14 protein-coding genes are annotated in these 18201 nt (G+C 48.9%); 10 read left to right on the top strand and 4 right to left on the bottom strand.

Features of this window, described 5'->3' with window-relative positions; translation table 11 throughout:
* Nucleotide 1 precedes the first annotated feature (1 nt).
* The 10 genes from KJS65_RS13210 (at nucleotide 2) to KJS65_RS13165 (ending at nucleotide 14176) form a co-directional block, all read left to right on the top strand.
* The gene (locus tag KJS65_RS13210) at nucleotides 2-892 is read left to right on the top strand and encodes a carbohydrate ABC transporter permease (RefSeq protein WP_213650203.1); all 891 of its coding nucleotides are present in this window, start codon (nucleotides 2-4) and stop codon (nucleotides 890-892) included.
* 16 nt (nucleotides 893-908) lie between these two features.
* On the top strand, nucleotides 909-1862 hold the full coding sequence (locus KJS65_RS13205) for a carbohydrate ABC transporter permease (protein WP_213650202.1): 954 nt from the start codon (nucleotides 909-911) through the stop codon (nucleotides 1860-1862).
* 218 nt (nucleotides 1863-2080) lie between these two features.
* The gene (locus tag KJS65_RS13200; RefSeq protein WP_213650201.1) at nucleotides 2081-2242 is read left to right on the top strand and encodes a hypothetical protein; all 162 of its coding nucleotides are present in this window, start codon (nucleotides 2081-2083) and stop codon (nucleotides 2240-2242) included.
* A gap of 125 nt (nucleotides 2243-2367) precedes the next feature.
* Entirely contained in the window at nucleotides 2368-5184 is a 2817-nt protein-coding gene (locus KJS65_RS13195; RefSeq protein ID WP_213650200.1) for an alpha-mannosidase, read from the top strand.
* Between the two features lie 252 nt (nucleotides 5185-5436).
* Complete coding sequence (locus KJS65_RS13190) at nucleotides 5437-7257, top strand: sensor histidine kinase (protein ID WP_213650199.1); 1821 nt, start codon at nucleotides 5437-5439, stop codon at nucleotides 7255-7257.
* Nucleotides 7250-8839, top strand: a complete 1590-nt coding sequence (locus KJS65_RS13185; RefSeq protein WP_213650198.1) for a response regulator — start codon at nucleotides 7250-7252, stop codon at nucleotides 8837-8839. Before KJS65_RS13190 ends, KJS65_RS13185 begins: the two co-directional genes overlap by 8 nt.
* Nucleotides 8840-9003: 164 nt before the next feature.
* On the top strand, nucleotides 9004-10398 hold the full coding sequence (locus KJS65_RS13180) for a carbohydrate ABC transporter substrate-binding protein (RefSeq protein ID WP_213650197.1): 1395 nt from the start codon (nucleotides 9004-9006) through the stop codon (nucleotides 10396-10398).
* Nucleotides 10399-10517: 119 nt separating this feature from the next.
* Nucleotides 10518-11402, top strand: coding sequence for a carbohydrate ABC transporter permease (locus KJS65_RS13175; protein ID WP_213650196.1), 885 nt, complete (start codon nucleotides 10518-10520; stop codon nucleotides 11400-11402).
* A 1-nt stretch (nucleotide 11403) separates the two neighbouring features.
* The gene (locus KJS65_RS13170; protein WP_213650195.1) at nucleotides 11404-12294 is read left to right on the top strand and encodes a carbohydrate ABC transporter permease; all 891 of its coding nucleotides are present in this window, start codon (nucleotides 11404-11406) and stop codon (nucleotides 12292-12294) included.
* Nucleotides 12295-12418: 124 nt separating this feature from the next.
* On the top strand, nucleotides 12419-14176 hold the full coding sequence (locus KJS65_RS13165) for a glycoside hydrolase family 35 protein (RefSeq protein WP_213650194.1): 1758 nt from the start codon (nucleotides 12419-12421) through the stop codon (nucleotides 14174-14176).
* Nucleotides 14177-14255: 79 nt separating this feature from the next.
* Here KJS65_RS13165 and KJS65_RS13160 read toward each other — a convergent pair whose 3' ends face one another.
* The 4 genes from KJS65_RS13160 to KJS65_RS13145 all read right to left on the bottom strand — a co-directional run bounded on the left by KJS65_RS13160 (nucleotide 14256) and on the right by KJS65_RS13145 (nucleotide 18151).
* Nucleotides 14256-14918, bottom strand: coding sequence for a hypothetical protein (locus KJS65_RS13160; protein ID WP_213650193.1), 663 nt, complete (start codon nucleotides 14916-14918; stop codon nucleotides 14256-14258).
* A gap of 94 nt (nucleotides 14919-15012) precedes the next feature.
* Nucleotides 15013-15909 (bottom strand): cation diffusion facilitator family transporter, encoded by an 897-nt coding sequence (locus KJS65_RS13155; RefSeq protein ID WP_374706159.1) that lies wholly within the window; start codon nucleotides 15907-15909, stop codon nucleotides 15013-15015.
* 259 nt (nucleotides 15910-16168) lie between these two features.
* Nucleotides 16169-17248, bottom strand: a complete 1080-nt coding sequence (locus KJS65_RS13150) for a hypothetical protein (RefSeq protein WP_213650192.1) — start codon at nucleotides 17246-17248, stop codon at nucleotides 16169-16171.
* Nucleotides 17249-17503: 255 nt separating this feature from the next.
* Nucleotides 17504-18151 (bottom strand): metal-dependent hydrolase, encoded by a 648-nt coding sequence (locus KJS65_RS13145; protein WP_213650191.1) that lies wholly within the window; start codon nucleotides 18149-18151, stop codon nucleotides 17504-17506.
* Between the last annotated feature and the right edge of the window lie 50 nt (nucleotides 18152-18201).

Below are 18201 nucleotides of genomic sequence, written 5' to 3'. Positions count from 1 at the left end.
TATGTTCAGAAAACCTCTCACCTTGTCCCAAAAAAAGCAATGGTATGGCGTATTGTTCGTAACACCGCTCATTTTGGGACTTGTCATCTTGTTTCTGCTGCCGCTGATCCAGTCGTTCCGGTTCAGTCTAAGCTCCATACATCTGGTTGAAGGCGGATTTGCCGTCGATTATAAAGGCTGGTCCAACTACAGCAATCTGTTTACGACCAATCCGGATTATCCGAGAAGGCTGACGGAATCGGTCACGAACATGATCGTGAATGTACCGATCATCATTATTTTCAGTCTGTTCGCCGCGGTGCTGCTCAACCAGAAATTCCGTGGAAGAGCGCTCGCGAGGGCGATATTTTTCCTGCCGGTTATTCTGGCATCGGCAGCCATCGCGAATCTGGATATCAGCAGCTTTGTCGGAGGCTCCACCATGTCCGGGGGAGAAGGAAACGGTGGACTGATGCAGAGCTTCGAGTTGAAGAAAATGCTGACCGAATCGGGGCTAGCCCCGATGTTCGTCGATTACATTACGGGTGCGGTGGACCGGATATACGAGATCATCAGCTCCTCGGGCGTTCAAATTCTGATCTTCCTGGCCGGGCTGCAATCCGTCTCGCCTGCTTTATATGAGGCCTCGCGGATCGAAGGGGCGACGGGTTATGAAATCTTCTGGAAGGTCACGTTTCCCATGATGACGCCACTCATTTTAACGAATATGGTTTACTCGATTATCGATTCATTCAGCCATAATTCGATCAACTCGCTGATTTCCGAGACCGCGTTCAAATCATTCGAATTTGGCCAAAGCGCGGCGATGTCCTGGGTTTATTTTGCAGTCGTTACCGCTATCCTGGGCATTTCGACGGCGATCATTTCCAGAAAGGTATTCTACTACGACTGATAAGGAGGAGAAGGCTATGAAATCGCCTGCCGCATACGCGGATATCATCCAGTACCGATTTAACCCTCTGGAAAAATCCAAGCTTTGGCTGTGGAAACTTGTGCGCACAATCTTGATTGCCGGGTTCTGCTTTATCATTTTGTTCCCGTTATTTCTGCGCTTGTCGGTAGCCTTCCGCAGCAAAGTCGATATTTACGACCCGACCGTGCTTTGGATTCCGCGGCATTTTACGCTCGATAATATCAAAATCGCCATGGAGGCCACCCATTATTTCTCGGCGCTGCTCAATACTTTTCTGATTTCGGCGGGGACGACGATTATTCAGCTTGCTTCCTGCGCTCTGGCGGCCTATGCATTTGCCCGTTTGAAGTTTAAGGGGAGCGGTCTGTTGTTCGGTCTCGTGATTTTCACGATTGTGGTGCCGCCACAGACCATTATGATCCCCTTGTACCTCACGTACCGGTATTTCGATTTATTTGGTCTGGTGAAGCTGCTTTCCGGCAAATCCAGCGTGAATCTCATTGACACCTTCTGGCCTTTTCTCATTTCTTCAGCTACTGCGATGGGATTGAAAAATGGTTTGTACATCTATATTTTCCGGCAGTTTTTCCGGGGGATTCCGAAGGAGATCGAAGAGTCGGCATTTGTGGATGGTGCAGGGGTCCTGAAGACCTTTTACCGGATTATGCTGCCGAATGCAGTGCCTGCGATCGTGACCGTTCTTCTGTTCTCATTCGTCTGGCAGTGGAATGACAGCTATTACGTCTCGCTCTTCCTGAGCAAGGTCAAGGTTCTTTCCACGCAGCTGATGGATATGGGCTCGGCACTTGGTAAGGAACCGGATCTGGTATACCAGTCCATGCTGCTCAACACAGGGGTACTGCTGTTGACCGCCCCGCTGATTATTCTGTATCTGTTTGTGCAGAGATACTTTGTGGAAAGCGTTGAACGAACGGGCATTGTCGGATAATGCAGAAGCCCGGGAGCCGATAACATGGGGGATAGGACAATAGAAACTTTATGCGGCATTCATATGCGGTTCAGTGATCATGATGACATTGGGAATTTACAAAGAGTGATCACATTCCCCGGGAAATTATTTTATGTGACTGGAATAATGACAAGCTGGATCAATATCCGTCCGTTGGGCATCTGCAGGGTAAAGGGTTTACGGTCTGGCCTTCGTCCTTGAATATGCCGGAGGCGGCACTGGATTTGCTGGAGCAATCCTACCGGCAGGCCAAAGAGCTGAAAGCTGAGGAATGGATGCCTGGAATGCTTGTAACCGGATGGAATGCAACAGGTAAAAACACTGGCGGCTGCACTTCTTGGGAAGAGTGCTCTTGGTGAAATTAAAGGAAACATCAAGGGCATTGCCGAGATCTTGCGAGCAGTGATGAATCGGCTTGAAATCGCCAAGTAGATGCTTGCAGCTGCTCTAGACAAATAACCTGGCGAGAATGGGGAGCAGAATATTGACACAATCAAAGACCGTACATATCATTTCACACACACACTGGGACCGGGAATGGTATCTGCCTTATGAGAAGCATCATGTGCGTTTGATCAAGCTGATGGACACTTTGCTCACAACGCTTCATGATGATCCGGATTTCAAAAGCTTCCATCTCGACGGCCAGACGATCATGCTGGATGACTACTTGCAAATTCGTCCGGAAAAGCGGCCGTTGCTGGAAGAATACGTCCGTGAAGGGCGTATCCATATCGGTCCTTGGTACATTTTGCAGGATGAATTTTTGACCAGCAGCGAAGCCAACGTCCGCAACTTGCTTTATGGACATCAGGATGCGGAGCGGTTCGGTGCGGTGAGCAAGACCGGATATTTTCCCGATTCCTTCGGGAATATGGGGCAGGCGCCACAGCTGCTCCGGCAGGCTGGTATTGGCAATGCGGTGTTCGGCCGCGGGGTGAAGCCGACCGGCTTCAACAATGAGGTGAGCGAGTCGGCAGCCTATGAGTCTCCATATTCCGAAATGATCTGGGAGGCTCCTGACGGGTCGCATGTGCTGGGCATTCTTTTTGCCAACTGGTACAGCAACGGCAATGAGATTCCGGTGGATCCCAAGCAAGCGCAGAAATATTGGGAACGGAAACTGAAGGAAGTGGATACGTATGCATCAACGCCGCATGTATTGATGATGAACGGATGCGACCATCAGCCGGTACAGCAGAATATATCTGAAGCGATCAAGGTGGCGCAAAGACTGTTACCAGAGCATCGTTTTGTCCATTCCAATTTCACGGATTATATCGAAGCAGCGGCTGCGAGCGTGCCGGATCATCTGTCTACCGTGCGCGGAGAGCTTCGCAGCCAGCATACGGACGGCTGGTCCACACTGGTCAATACCGCGTCCTCCCGGATTTATCTGAAGCAGCTTAACAGCCAAGGGCAGGCCTTGCTGGAACAAGCAGCTGAGCCGCTTGCTGTATTTGCCCATTTGACAGGCAAAGCGCCATATCCGCATCATCTGTTCGAGTATGCCTGGAAAACACTGATGCAAAACCATCCGCATGACAGCATCTGCGGGTGCAGTGTGGATGAGGTGCATGATGAAATGGTCACCCGTTTTGCCAAGAGCAGGCATGTGGGTGAAGCTATCGTGGAGGACAGCGTGGCCGCAATAACCGATGACATCGATACCCGTTCGTTTGCTGATTTTCTTCGGGAAGGTGAAAATGGATATCCACTCGCAGTATTTAACACGACGGGTTGGAAGCGTTCCGGCGTGATTACAGTGGAGCTGGAGCTGGAACGGATCTGTTTTGGGAGCGGTATGGGCTTTGCGGATATGAAAAAAAAGCTGCGTTTGCTGCCGCTTGAGCATCTGGTTCTTCTCGATCCGGGGGGAAGCGAAATACCGTTCAGCTGGGAGGATCAGGGTGTTGGATTTGGCTATGATCTGCCGGAGGACCGTTTCCGCCAGCCATTTTTCACAAGACGCATCCAAGTTCGCTTCGAAGCAGAGGATGTACCGGCACTGGGCTATAAAGTTTATGCACTTATTCAAGGGAAGCAGGAGAACAGCAGTCAGGAGAGTGGTGTCGATGTCTCAGGAGGATCCTCCACGAATAAGCTGATCCAGAAGCAGCAGTCTTCCCTTGTGACCGGAAAACGAAGTATGGAAAATGAATTTCTGGCGGTAACGATTGAGGCTAATGGCTCCGTAACTCTGCAGGATAAAGGTACAGGCCGAATTTTTAGAAATCTGTGTATCTATGAGGATTCAGGTGACATTGGCAACGAGTACATGTACAAACAGCCGGATGGGGATGTACCTGTAACAACACGAAACAGTATCGCGAGTATTACTCTTGCCGAAGATGAGGCATTCCGGGCTTCCTTTGACATTATGCATACGATGCGCATTCCGAAGTCTGCTGACGACAACCTCAGCCGAGAACAGAAAGAGCTGATTTGGTTTACTGGCAGAAAAGCGTCCCGCTCTTCCTCACTCATGGATCTTCATGTTCATACCCGGATTACTCTGGAGCGCAGTGGAAGAGGGCTTCAGGTGAAAACGACGTTCCACAATGAAGCGGATGATCATAGATTGCGTATTCTTTTTGAGTCGGGAATCTCTTCTCAGAGCCATAAGGCGGATTCCATATTTGAAACGGCGGAACGAAACAATAAGCCCGCAGCAGAATGGTTGAACCCGAGCAACTGCCAACATCAGCAGGCTTTTGTCTCGATTCGCGATGAAAGACAAGGTCTGACGATTGCCAACCAGGGGCTCCCTGAATACGAGATTATCCAGGAAGATGCGGCAGTCATTGCAGTGACGCTATTAAGGGCCGTGGGCGAAATGGGAGACTGGGGATACTTTCCAACGCCTGGAGCACAATGTCATGGGAAGCATACCACTCGGCTTGAGATTATTCCTTTTGACCCGGCAGCTGCGGAACAGGGGTCAATTCACATGGGAGAAACCGGATCGATGATCCAAGCCCGGCAGTTCCAGGTGCCATGGACAGTGAAGCAGGCAGATGTTCACACGGGCAGCATCCCGCTCATTCACTCCTTTCTTTCTTGGACGGGAAAAGATCTTTTCTTCTCTGCTCTTAAAATGTCCAAGGATACTGGCAGCATCATTGCTCGCTGGTATAACGCTGCCCATTCTGAACGTTCACTGTCTGCGCAGCCAGCTTTTGAGATCAAAGAAGCGAGGCACAGCAATATTTTAGAGAATGCGCTGGATATGACCGTTTTGAACGGGGTTGCTGTAAGACCAGCTGAAATTGTAACGTTTAGTCTTCATTTACCGGATTGAAATGCTTTTGAATGATCATATACAGCCGTTGAACCGCTGCTGGAAGGCATGTCTTCCACTGCGGTTTTTCTCTGTTTTATTCGGAAACTTTCTGTTGTTTTGACATGAACTTCCAAACCTCCGGGCGCAGATCATTATTCCGGTCCCCGTTGACTGATTTCGACATGCGCAGGTATTGTATAGTTACTACCGGGACTTCAGCTGCCATCGCCCGGATCAATGACATTATGCATAAAGGTGATAAGGATGCGTATGAATTCACTATATTCCCTGATCAAAAGCAAATCTTTCGTGCTGCGGCGGCTGTCAATCAAGAACAGGCTGCTGGCAGCCTTCATCATCACCTCGCTTCTTCCGGTTGTATTCGTGAGCGTGTACTCGAATATGAAATACGAAAACTCGATTACGAATAAAATCAGTGCCTACTCCATGCAGATTCTGGATGAGCTGTCTCAGAATGCAACGCGTGAGCTTGAGCAGTATGAAACCTTGAGCGAGAACATTATCATCAACCATTTTATCCAAAATGGGCTGCCGCAGTTTGACGCCATGAGCGATTACGAGAAAAACCAGCTGCAAACCCAAATCGGGGATGAAATGGGACAGCAAATATTTCAACTTGGCAATATCAGTAATGTGATGATTCTGACCAACAGCGGGGAGTCATTTTTTGACCTTGGCTTTGAGCTGTACCCGGCGAAACAAATTCAATCGATGCTGGAAGAGACGAAGCAGTCCTTTGGAAACGCTTACTGGACGTACCTCCGTTCCAGCCGCGGGACCAATACGATTGCCCTCAGCCGCAGAATATATGCCGAGGATAAGCTGAACAAGCAGCTGGGCTATCTGATTATCTTTATCGATGAAAAGGTATTTTCACGCAATATTTATAAATTTGTGAACCTCGGATCGGGCAGCAGCATTTACATATCCGATGCAAATGGAATGGTGATATCGTCCTTGTCGGATGACATTCCGAAAGGAGGCCATTTTGCGGACAAGGAAGTATTCAGTCCCATTGATAGACAGTTTAACCGTGAGGGAAATCTGACCGCTTTCCATACGGATGTGGGCAAGCACCAGTTTCTTGTGGCGAGCTCGTATATCCGTTCGGCAAATTGGTTTTTTGTCGGGATGATTCCGCAAAAATTCATTGTCTCGGAGCTGTCAGACATGCGGAGAAATATCGTGTACATTTGCCTGGTGATTCTTCTACTGTCCGGTATGATTTCGATGTGGATTTATTTTACGATCAGTAATCCCATGCGCTCGCTTCTGCTGTATGCCAAGCAGGTCCGGATGGGGCGGCTTGAGGCAACGACGAGCACCCGTTCCGCGTATCCGGATGAAATGGATAAATTGACGGAAACGATCGACGGGATGGTGGAGCAGCTCAAGCAGCTGATCGGACAGGTGCAGTCGGAGCAGCAGGCGAAGCGTGATGCGGAGTTGAAGATGCTCCAGGCCCAGATCAATCCGCATTTTCTCTTTAATACCCTGAATTCCCTGAAATGGAGCGCCATGCTGGGAGGGAACGAGTCGGTTACGAATGGCATCGAATCATTGTCAGAGCTGCTGCGCAGCACGATCATGGTGAAGGATGAGTTCATTCCATTACAAACGGAGATTGAGAATTTGATTCATTATGCCAACATACAGCGTATACGTTATGGTGATTCTTTTGTGCTGAATACGGAAGTGGATGAAGAGATGGCCGTTAATTTGGTTCCAAAATTTATTTTACAGCCGATTGTAGAGAATTCCATTCTTCACGGAGTCGGTGATGATGAAAGAAGGGTCGGCATTTGGGTGAAGGCAACCCGGCAAAACCATGTGCTGACCATCCGCATAACCGATAATGGAAAGGGCTTTGATATGGAACATGTCAAAGAAAAGCGCGAATCCCATTCCAAGCTGTCAGGCCTCGGGATTGCCAATGTGGATGAGAGAATCAAGCTGCATTTCGGCGCAGTCTTTGGTCTAGTCACATCCAGTGTTGTCGGTGAGGGTACCGAGACGGTCATTACACTTCCGGTCTATACAAGCGAGGAGGATTTAGAGCGATATGTATAAAGTGCTGATTATTGATGATGAAATGATTGTGCGACATGCGGTTAAAACGCTGATTCAGTGGGAAGGCAGCAAGTTTGTCTACTCAGGCTCAGCGTCAAATGGCACATCGGCGCTTAAAATGATGCAGGAACAGCCTGCAGATATTGTGATCACGGACATTAAAATGCCGGAAATGGACGGAATCGAGCTGATCAAGCAGCTAATGGCATCCGGCTTTGACGGGGAGATACTAGTCCTCAGTAACTTTAATGATTTTGAACTGGTGCGTGAGGCACTGAAATACGGAGCGCATGATTATATGCTGAAGCTAACATTGAAAAGCGAAAATTTCATGCAGATCCTGAATGAAATCGCTCTAAAGCTTGATACGAAGAAGAAGAAGCCTGAATTACTTGCCGAATCGGTACAGTCTGAGAAAACGGATCACATTCAAGATATTCTGACTTCCCTTATATCTTCCGAGGAAGGCTCAGGTGAGCTAAGTCCGGAGGCTGATCAGGAATTATTTCCTCCGGATCACTTGGTGCATATCTTTGGCGTGCAGGTGGATACCGTGGGGGAGAAGAGGGAATCACTTTCTCTGAAGCATTCGCTCAGCCAGCTGTGGAGCGATGTTTACCCGGGAAGTGCCTGGCAGTGTACCGTGGCAGAAGAAGATCAAAGATTTATGTTTGCAGCAGCTTACCCGGAAGCGTCAGAAATGACGGAGCCTGCAGAGATGGCCGGAAGAATCAGCAGTCTTGCTGCCATGTACTACAGTTTGAAAGTAGATATAATTTACGGGAATGCGGCTTTATCAGGGAAAGAGCTGGTGGAGGAAATCCGTTTGATCCGGGAAGCCCAGATGCTGCTCTTCTATAAATCTGCGGGCCCTGTATGTCTGTCCTGCCATGTTGAAGCAGCAGATGAGGATCCAAGCTACCAGCAGCTGGAGGCGGATTGGATGGAGGAAATTCGCAAAGGCCAGCACGGATTTATCTTGAGCTGGGAGAACAGAGCTCTGCAGATCATTCAGGAAGGCGCGAAGCGACAGCTGTATCCGCGGATCGTCAAACGGGTCGTTTGCGAGGGGATGTGGACCTTGAGCCGCAAGCTGGGACTGGAGCAGCAGCGCAGTTTCGATCATTCGCTCTGGCTGGAGCGTATTACCGGAGCCGGAACGGATACGGAAATGATGATGATTGTGGAGGAGCTGGCATATGACGTGCTGGAGCATGCGGGAAGTGGGGCAGGCGTACGGGCTACCCGGCCGGAAGTCCGCAAGGCGCTTGTCTACCTGGAAGAAAATTATCCGAGAGCAGTAACGATCCATGATGTGGCTCTGCATGTCAATCTGTCGGAAACCTATCTATGCCAGATTTTCAAGACGGATACCGGCAAAAGTATGATGACCTTCCTCAATGAGCTGCGTATGGCCAAAGCATACGAGATGCTGTCTTCCGGACAGTTACTGGTTAAGGAGGTTGCCGCAGAAGTGGGCATTCATGATCCCTTTTATTTCAACCGTCTGTTCAAAAAGCATTACGGCGTACCTCCAAAACTGGTCAAGTCGCAAGAAACTCCAGCTTTGAAACAGAAATAAACAGAAAACTGCATAATTTTAAGCAGGGAACATAAGATTGTCCATTTCAGCTGCAAACGCTTTCGCTAACCGCATAAAATCGTCCATGACATTCATCGGGTTTATCCATTTGGCAGCGCCTTCAGCAGAGGTATAATGACAACAAATATAGGGGAGGTCATGAAATGAAATGGCATAAGATTCTATCGGCTGTAAGCGCTTGCGCTTTGAGTGTATCCCTGCTTGCCGGATGCGGCAACAGCAGCAGCTCGGATTCGGGCAGTTCGGATACTGCAGGAACAAGTGATGGAGGCTCCAAAAAGGTTGCAAACGGTGAACTGAATATCGCGGTATTCCAGGGCGGATATGGACGGGAGTACTGGGATCAGATCTCGGATGAATTCATGAAGGATCATCCGGACACCAAAATCAATATTACGGCCAGTCCCAAAATTGCTGAGCTCGTGCGGCCTAAAATCGTAGCGGGCAACCCGCCGGATTTGATGTACATAGCAGGTGGGGACAATCTTCCGATTCTGGACGGACTTATTAAAGATAAAGCGCTGACGGATCTCAGCGACATTTTCAATACCGATGAAGGCAGTGGCGCCCTGAAGGATAAGATGCTCCCGGGTGTTTTGGAGTCCCGTTCCATGGCACCGTACGGTGACGGTAAAATTTATCTGGCACCTTTCAACTTCGGGGTACTCGGACTGTGGTATAACAAAACTCTCTTTGACCAAAAGAGCATCCAGACGCCAAAAACCTGGGACGAGCTGTTTGCCATGAATGCCACGGCCAAGGATAACGGCAGAGCATTATTCACCTACCAAGGTCTCTATCCTGGATACCTGGACGAAGTCATTATTCCTTCCATTTATGATTTGGGTGGACAAAAAGCGCTGGATCAATTTTTCGACTATGATCCTGAGTTTTGGAAAAGTGATGTTTTCAAACAGGTATGGGGCAATATCCAGAAGTTCGCAAATGAAGACAATGGTCTGATGAAAGGTACGGTCGCTTTGAACCATACCCAGGCGCAGACCTCATTTATGCAAGGCAAGGCCATGTTCATACCAAACGGAACCTGGTTTGAGGATGAAATGAAGGACGCACCGCGTGAGGAAGGCTTCCAGTTCGGCTTCCTCGGTATTCCTTCGTTTAATTCAGGAAGCAGCGTGAAAGCCATGAGCCAAATTGAGCAAATCGTCATTCCGGCCAAAGCGAAAAATCCTGAGCTTGCCGCTGAATTCTTGAAATATATTTATACCGACAAGAGCATCAAGCTGAATGCGGAGAAGTCCAAGGCTGTTATGGCCGTCAAGGACGCAGCGGATCTGGCGAAGCCATTCATTTCAGAAACGACGTATAACGTATATAAAGCCGTAGACAACGGTATGGAACTTGTTAACGGGACCTTCAAGACGGTAGCCAAAGGCAGCAGATACAGTCCGAAGGATGAAGTTTATAAAACGATCTCTTCCTTGATGAACAAGCAGATGACTCTGGATCAGTACAGTGACAAGATGTACAAGATGTACTCGGAAGTCAGCAAGGAGCTGAAAGACTCGGCAGAGTAATTCTCACACCCATCATACGGAAACTTGAAAGGCAGACAAATGAGGTTGGAAGAGCCTGCTTGGCATAAGCTGATGCAGGCTTTGCACAATCCAGAACCAAAGTGAAGGAAGTGGAGAGAATGACTTTAAAAGCACGGCGGCGCTTCTTCATGGCCGCCTGTCTTATTCCCGGCCTTATCATGTTCATACTGTTCAAGCTGTACCCGGCAATGCAGGTGTTTTATAAATCATTTTTCCTGTGGACGGGAATCGGGGATAAGCCCAAATTCATCGGTCTGAAAAACTTTGTAGACATGTTCCATGATGATGTGTTTCTGCTGGCTCTCCGGAATACCGGATTTCTCATTGTCATTGTCCCTGTCTTTACACTGCTCATCGCCTTGGTCAATGCGTCAATTCTGACACGAACGAAGCTCAAGGAAAAGGGGATTTACCGCACCTTGTTCTTCTTCCCAAGTATCCTGTCCTTTGTCGTGATTGCGATCCTTTGGTCGTTCATTTATCATCCGACCATTGGCTTCCTGAATTCGGGGATGGAGCTGCTGGGACTTGGGGATTATGCGATGGCTTGGCTCGGAGATTCCAGGACCGTGCTGTGGGCGCTGGCCGTCACGCTGATCTGGCAGGCTGCCGGATACTACATGGTTATTTACATGGCTGGGATCGACAGTATTTCGCCGGATCTGTATGAAGCAGCTGGCATAGACGGAGCGACTCCGTTCGAGCAGTTCATTCATATCACGATTCCCATGTTGTGGGAGATTATCCGCATCACGATTATTTTCAGCATCAACGGCGTCCTGACGATCAGCTTTGTAATCGTAACGATCATGACAGCGGGCGGACCGGACCGGCACTCGGAAGTGGTCATGACCTATCTGTACCAGCAGGCGTTTACGAATTCGAACTTCGGTTATGCGATGGCAATCGGTGTATTTGTATTCGTCTTCTCCGTAATTCTGTCGCTGATCAGCAACAAACTTACGGAAAGGGGAGTGAGCTGATATGTCACAAATTCAAACCAGCGCGGCTGTTCCTTCCCGTAAAGAGTATAAATCCGTCAAACCGATCATTATCATCCGAAACTGGCTGCTCCGTATCGTTTTGATTATTCAGGCACTGGCGGTTGTTTATCCGCTGCTGTGGAACGTTCTGGCTTCCTTCAAAACCAATGCGGAAGTCATGGAAAGTCCCTGGAGCCTTCCAAAGTCGCTGCATTGGGACAATTACGTCCGGGCATTTACTTCAGCCAAAATCGGCGATTATATGCTGAACTCTGTCATTGTTGTCGTTTTATCCATGGCGATGCTCATTCTGATGGCGGTACCTACCGCTTATGTACTGGGACGGATGCGTTTCCGCGGGCAAAAGCTCATTTCGAACATCTATATGGCGGGATTGTTCATCGGAGCGGTTTATATCATCGTCCCTTTATTCATTCTGATGAACGATCTGCATATGCTTGATAACCGTTTTTGGCTTAGCGCCGTGTATGCGACAGGCACCTTATCCTTCTCGGTCTATCTGCTGACGGGATTCATGAAGTCGATTCCGCCGGACTTTGAAGAGGCGGCAATGATTGACGGTTGCGGCTATTTCTCAACACTTTTCCGGATTATCATGCCTATGGTTCGTCCGGGAATCATTACCATGGTTGTGTTCAGCTTTTTTGATTTCTGGAATGAGTATGTGCTCGCCATGACGCTGGTTACTAGCGATGCGAAGAAGACGATTCCAATCGGCCTCAGCAATCTGATGCAGGTGCAGCAGTTTGCTACGGACTGGGGCTCCTTGTTTGCGGGTCTGGTCATCGTCCTGATTCCTACCGTCATCATTTATGTGCTGCTGCAGAAGAAGCTTACCGAGGGCATGATGCTGGGTGGAGTTAAGGGCTAGAAGGCAAAAATATATTCAAATTATGCTATCCCATTAGCCCTGTTTCTGGCTTATAATAGGCCGGACAGGGCTAATGGCAAGTAAAGGGCCAAAACAGGGCACCGAAAGGGAGAGGTTGAACGTAATGGCAGAGCTTAAGGTTCAAGGAAACGATTTTATGTATGAAGGGAGCCCCCTTCGCATTTTCTCCGGTTCCATTCATTACTTCCGCGTGGTTCCGGAATATTGGCGAGACCGGCTGCTGAAGCTGAAGGCATGCGGATTCAATACGGTTGAAACGTATGTGGCGTGGAATGTTCATGAACCGGAGGAAGGAAACTTCGTATTTGACGGACTTGGTGATATCGAAGAGTTTATCCGGACGGCCGGCGAGTTGGGTCTGCATGTCATTGTGCGTCCAAGCCCATATATTTGCGCCGAGTGGGAATTCGGTGGACTCCCGGCTTGGCTGCTGGCAGACACCTCGATGTATCTTCGCTGTTTTGACCGCGCTTACCTGGATAAGGTAGATCGTTATTTCGATGAGCTGCTGCCGCGACTGAAACCGCTCCTGTGTACAAACGGCGGTCCGATTATTGCCATGCAGATCGAAAACGAGTATGGAAGCTACGGTAACGACAAGCAGTATTTGAACTATCTGAAGGATGGAATGATCAGCCGCGGCATGGATGTGCTGCTGTTCACCTCCGACGGTCCAGAGGATCATATGCTTCAGGGAGGCATGGTGGAAGGGGTATTGGAAACCGTCAATTTTGGATCCCGGGCCCAGGAAGCGTTCGAGAAGCTGCGCGAATATCAGCCTGAAGGCCCTTTGATGTGCATGGAATTCTGGAACGGATGGTTTGATCACTGGATGGAGGAGCATCAGTCTCGTCCGGCGGAAGACGTGGCAGAAGCCCTCGATGAAATGCTTCGGGAAGGGGCTTCGGTGAACTTTTACATGTTCCATGGAGGCACTAATTTCGGCTTCTATAATGGAGCCAATCACATCCAGCGCTATGAGCCCACGGTAACGAGCTATGATTACGATACGCTCCTCAGCGAGTCAGGAGACCCGACACCGAAGTTTTATGCTGTACGTGAAATTCTCTCCCGGTATACGGAACTGCCGGAGCTCGTGCTACCTGAACCGATCCGCAAGAAGGCTTATGGCAAAGTGAACATGACCGAGCAGGCCGGGTTATTCAGCAATCTGGAAAAGCTTGCGCAGCCTATCCGCTACGCCAGCCCTTTACCGATGGAGAAGGTTGGCCAAAGCTACGGCTTTATCTTGTATTCCACACGCATTAGCGGTCCGAGAAAGGGCTTTGAGCTGGTGCTTCAGGATGTGCATGACCGTGCACTTGTGTTTGCGGACGGCAAATATAGAGGGACAGTAGAACGATGGAATCCGGCAGCCATTCCTCTTGATATTCCGGCTGAAGGATTGAAACTGGATGTGCTGGTTGAAAACATGGGGCGAGTCAACTATGGACCGCTGATGAGAGATTCCAAGGGGATTACCGAGGGAATCCGTCTTGGCAACCAGTTCCTGTACGACTGGACGATCCATCCGCTGCCGATGAAGGACTTGTCTGATCTTCATTTTGAGCCATTGCGGGAAGGGGAAGCATCCGCACAAGAGGAAACACCATCATTCTACAGAGGGTTATTTGAGGTAAGCGATAAAGCAGACACCTTTATCCGCCTTGATGGCTGGAAAAAAGGCGTTGTGTATGTGAACGGCTTCAACCTGGGACGCTATTGGGAAGCGGGTCCGCAAAAAACGCTGTATATTCCCGCTCCTCTTCTGAAGGACGGCAGCAACGAGCTGGTCATCTTCGAACTTCACGGAACAAGCGAGCCGGTTGTCAGCCTGGTGGATACTCCGGATCTGGGATAAACATAAGTAGGGGATGTTCCTTAGGTCACATTCAATGACCTGGGAACATCCCCTTTATTTTGCTGTAAATTATTTTGCTCTAATTTAATTTCGATGTTCCGGGTTGGTCCTTGTTAATTGCGATGATGCCATACTTGTCCTTCTCATCAGCTGATGCGCCAAACCAGATTTCACCGTTGCCAGCCATGACACCTTGGTAATTGACGAACAACGTATTGAGCTTTTGATCCGCCAGTGCCTTTTTGACGGAGTCGGTCATAATGTTATCGTAGTCGGCGAGAAAAGCTGATTTATCCTTAACATTTTTACTTTTGCCGTTTTCGTTGACACGGAGCGGGAAAAGAACATATTCTGCGACCTGTTCCTTGCTCCCCGATGCGACAGCCGTCTGCACGGCCTTGAAAATCTCGTTAAACTTATCCGGATTATCTATGCCTGCGACCTCATAAGGATTCGCCCCGCTCGATGGCGTCTGGGGATTATCCGGCGTCTCGACTTTGGGTGTGGTCACCGGCCCCGTTGTTTCCTTGCTGTCAGTAGCTGCGCCGTTATCCGGTGCGGTCTTGGAATCATTGACGCTGTTTTCTATCGGCTGACCAGACCCCGTATCGGCAGCTTTTGTGGAGGCGTCCGAAACTTTATTACTGTCGCCGCATGCGGATAGGGCGATACTTAAGCTAAGTACAACCGCGGTGGACCATATTTTTACAGGAAGCTTTTTACGGCGTTCATTGAAATTCATAGGGATCATCCTCTCTAAACCTGATGTTGACGACTACAGTAAAACTTAACCCATCGTCCATATTTTAAACAAAAAGAGAGATGGGCTTTCAAGTTCATTGCTCCTGCTCGCCATCTTCGTACCATGGATTTAGGTGAACCATGACATCTCCGACCAGCTTCATCCGCTGCATGATCGTTTTTTTGACCTCCCGGCTCACATCATGGCCTTCTTTAACCGTCAACTGATTGGGTACACTCACCTTTACATCTACAATAATGGCATTTCCCAGCTCTCTGGCGCGGATGCTATCCACCCGTTTAACATTCGGAACAGAATAGATGATAGAGCTTAGCTCGGCCAACTGCTCATTCGTAATATTTTTGTCCATTAAAATATCGATGGCTTCGCGGCCCATTTTAAAGCCCAACCGGATTACGAGATAAGATACGATAATACCCGCGGCAGAGTCACCATATTCGGTATAGGCTAAATGGAAATGATCTCCGATCAAGGAGATGCCGATACCGACAAAAGCGGCTGCAGACGCATACACATCGGCAATATGATCATAGGCGGTTGCGATCAGACTGCGGCTGTTCTCCGCTCTGCCGATCCGGATACAGTACATATACAGCGCCTGTTTCCAGATTAAAGAGATCAAAGCCGCGACAAGCGATATCCAGCTGGCTGCGGCAGGCGGCTCGAAAAAGGACTCCACAGACTTATAGACCATGAGAAGGGCAGCCATGATCAAAATAATGGCTACGATGCCGGAGGCGATGGCCTCTGCTTTTCCATGTCCGTAAGGGTGATCCTCATCCGCCGGTTTTCTGCTAACAAGCGCAGAGGTCAGGGCGGCAATGGTAGCCACAACGTCACCAGCATTATGTATACCGTCTGCCACGAGCACCTTACTATTGAAAATAAGACCGGTAACAATTTTTAAAATCGTCAACAGAACATTGCTGATCAAACTGACCCATACTGCAAAAATGGATTTATTCGCCACGTAAATATTCTCCTTGGGTGAAATATGATTTCATTCTAATAACATAACCTTTTTAAGATGTCTTTTAACAAAAGATGGGTGTATTTCCTCAAGTTAAAAGTATTCAGCATAAGAATAAAATATATTCATGAAGGTTGAAGTGGCGGCCTATTTTTCGACTCAAAACCAAAAAACTCCCCAAAGCGCTGCAAATTCCTTCATGACTTAGAAAGAAAATGCTGTTTTACGCTGGGGAGTTGATTCAGATAAGCAGTAATGATTACTGACTGGCCGGATATCCGATTTTGATCAGGGTGGGAGCTCCGTCCGCAGAACCAACCAGCAGGGCAGAATCCTTATGATCCGGATTATTCAAAGGCTGTACGATAAGTCCGCTGTTAAAAGTTGTCCGGTTGATGACTTTATTCCATTCCGTATCTCCGGTTCTGCCAAGCTTCCATACAAACTGCTTCGAGACCGTACCATGCCAATCTTGGCTGACCGTTCCGGTTGCCAGGAAACCGCCTCCGGGAGCAGGCTGGATATCGTTTAGCATACTCCGGTCCAGAGAAGGATCCGGCTTATGTATCCACTGCAGAGAACCATCATGCTGAATACCCATGACATAACCTGTTGTTAAATAGCGATATCCGCCATCCGGATTCGGATGATTATAGTAGCCGGCAAGCGCCATATCGCCGCGGCTTCCTTCGGACAAGGCAGTAATCCATAAGTTTTCAGTATCCTCCGCAGGATCGAAGCGCTTCTGCCAGATTGATTTCAGATTCTTATCCCATTTTGCGACGAAAATCTGTTCATTGTTATTGTCAGCTACTGATTCTGCAGATATCACAAAACCCCCGTCCGATAACGCGGTCAACGTATCCACATTGTCGAAAGTAACACCGGAAAGCTCTTGTTCCTTTATAAACTTACCGTTCTCGGAAAGATGAACCAACCGAAGCGTACTAGCATTAGGCGTTTGTGCAGGTGCAGTGACAGCGGCAATGTAGCTTTTGTCCTTTAGCTGAACGGCATAGCGGACGAGGCTGGCCGGGACAGCGGAAGAGAAAGCATAATCCCACTCCAGCTTTCCTGATGGGCCTAGCTTCATCATATAACTTCCACCGGCAATCAGGGAACCATGGTCGTGGGTCCAATGAAATGAAGAGATATATTCGAGCTTTTGCTTGGAAAACGTGGCAACGGGTTTGATCTGCCCATAGGCTCCGATAGCAGTCACCTGAACCTCTCCATCCCGTATAGCGGCAAAGGCCAACTGGTTATCATCATGCTCAAATACTGCGCCATCAGGTAACTGAATGGTCGTATATGAGAGCATTTCAGGCGGGACTTGCATTGAAGGCTCAGCCTGCACATGGGCTGAAAGGGGAAGAAGTAAGACGGCTGATACAGCAGCCAGCAACAGATTTCTGGTTCGTCTCGCTGACCTTGTTGTCTTGCGTTTATACATCTCTGATCACTCGCTTCATATCAGTTTTGTCCGGGCTCATTCTATTATGGGCGCCGGCAAAACCGCCTTCAAGCGCAATTAGTCTTGACTTGCACAAACTCTGTATCGACCGAACGGACCGGTAAGATGGAACTAACCATCCTATGCGAGGGGCAGTTTGAACGACTTATTGAATAGCGGATAGAGCCATTTGACACCATTTGGCGTAAGCGTATCAGCAATCAGATGCGAAGCATATCCGGCCGTTGCCACCAGCATGATACCTTCAATCTGCAGCTGATTCTGAAGACCCGAACCGATAGCGGCCCATAGTCCTAGTGCCCAGATTGTGTGTGTCATTCCGCGGTGCTTCAACCATGGGGCAGCAGCTACAAAAATGCCGAAGCCTACGAGCCACATCATATGATGAGACCAGCCGTTATACAGCAGCAGGCATCCAATGGCGCTGACAAGGATGTTCCGTAAGAGACCGTCTTTGATAATCAGGCCGAGCAGAAACAGGCTGAGCGCTGCCAGGGAATACTCCAGGACGAAATAATGCGCCGTGAAATACAACCAGGCAAGAATCACGATGAGAAGCAGGCCGGACCAATACAGCATTTCCCGCAGCCATTTGGAAAACTGACCGATCCTCGAACTCAGCATGCTTGGACCATCCAGATCGGCACTAAGCGCAGAGAGAGCGGAAACAGCGACATAAAGGGCAGCGTGTTTCAGGGTGAATGGATAGTGGGCGGCCGCGGCCGCTCCGATGGCTACGCCGATGGCCAAATGTGTTGAACCTTTCATTGTTCCTCCTCTGACTGACTAAGATGTTTTTTAGGCAAACATATGTTTGC

The organism is Paenibacillus sp. J23TS9, from assembly GCF_018403225.1.
Taxonomy (GTDB): domain Bacteria; phylum Bacillota; class Bacilli; order Paenibacillales; family Paenibacillaceae; genus Paenibacillus_AQ.
Note: the sequence above shows the minus strand (reverse complement) of the source record. Positions and strands in the feature narration are given on the sequence as shown.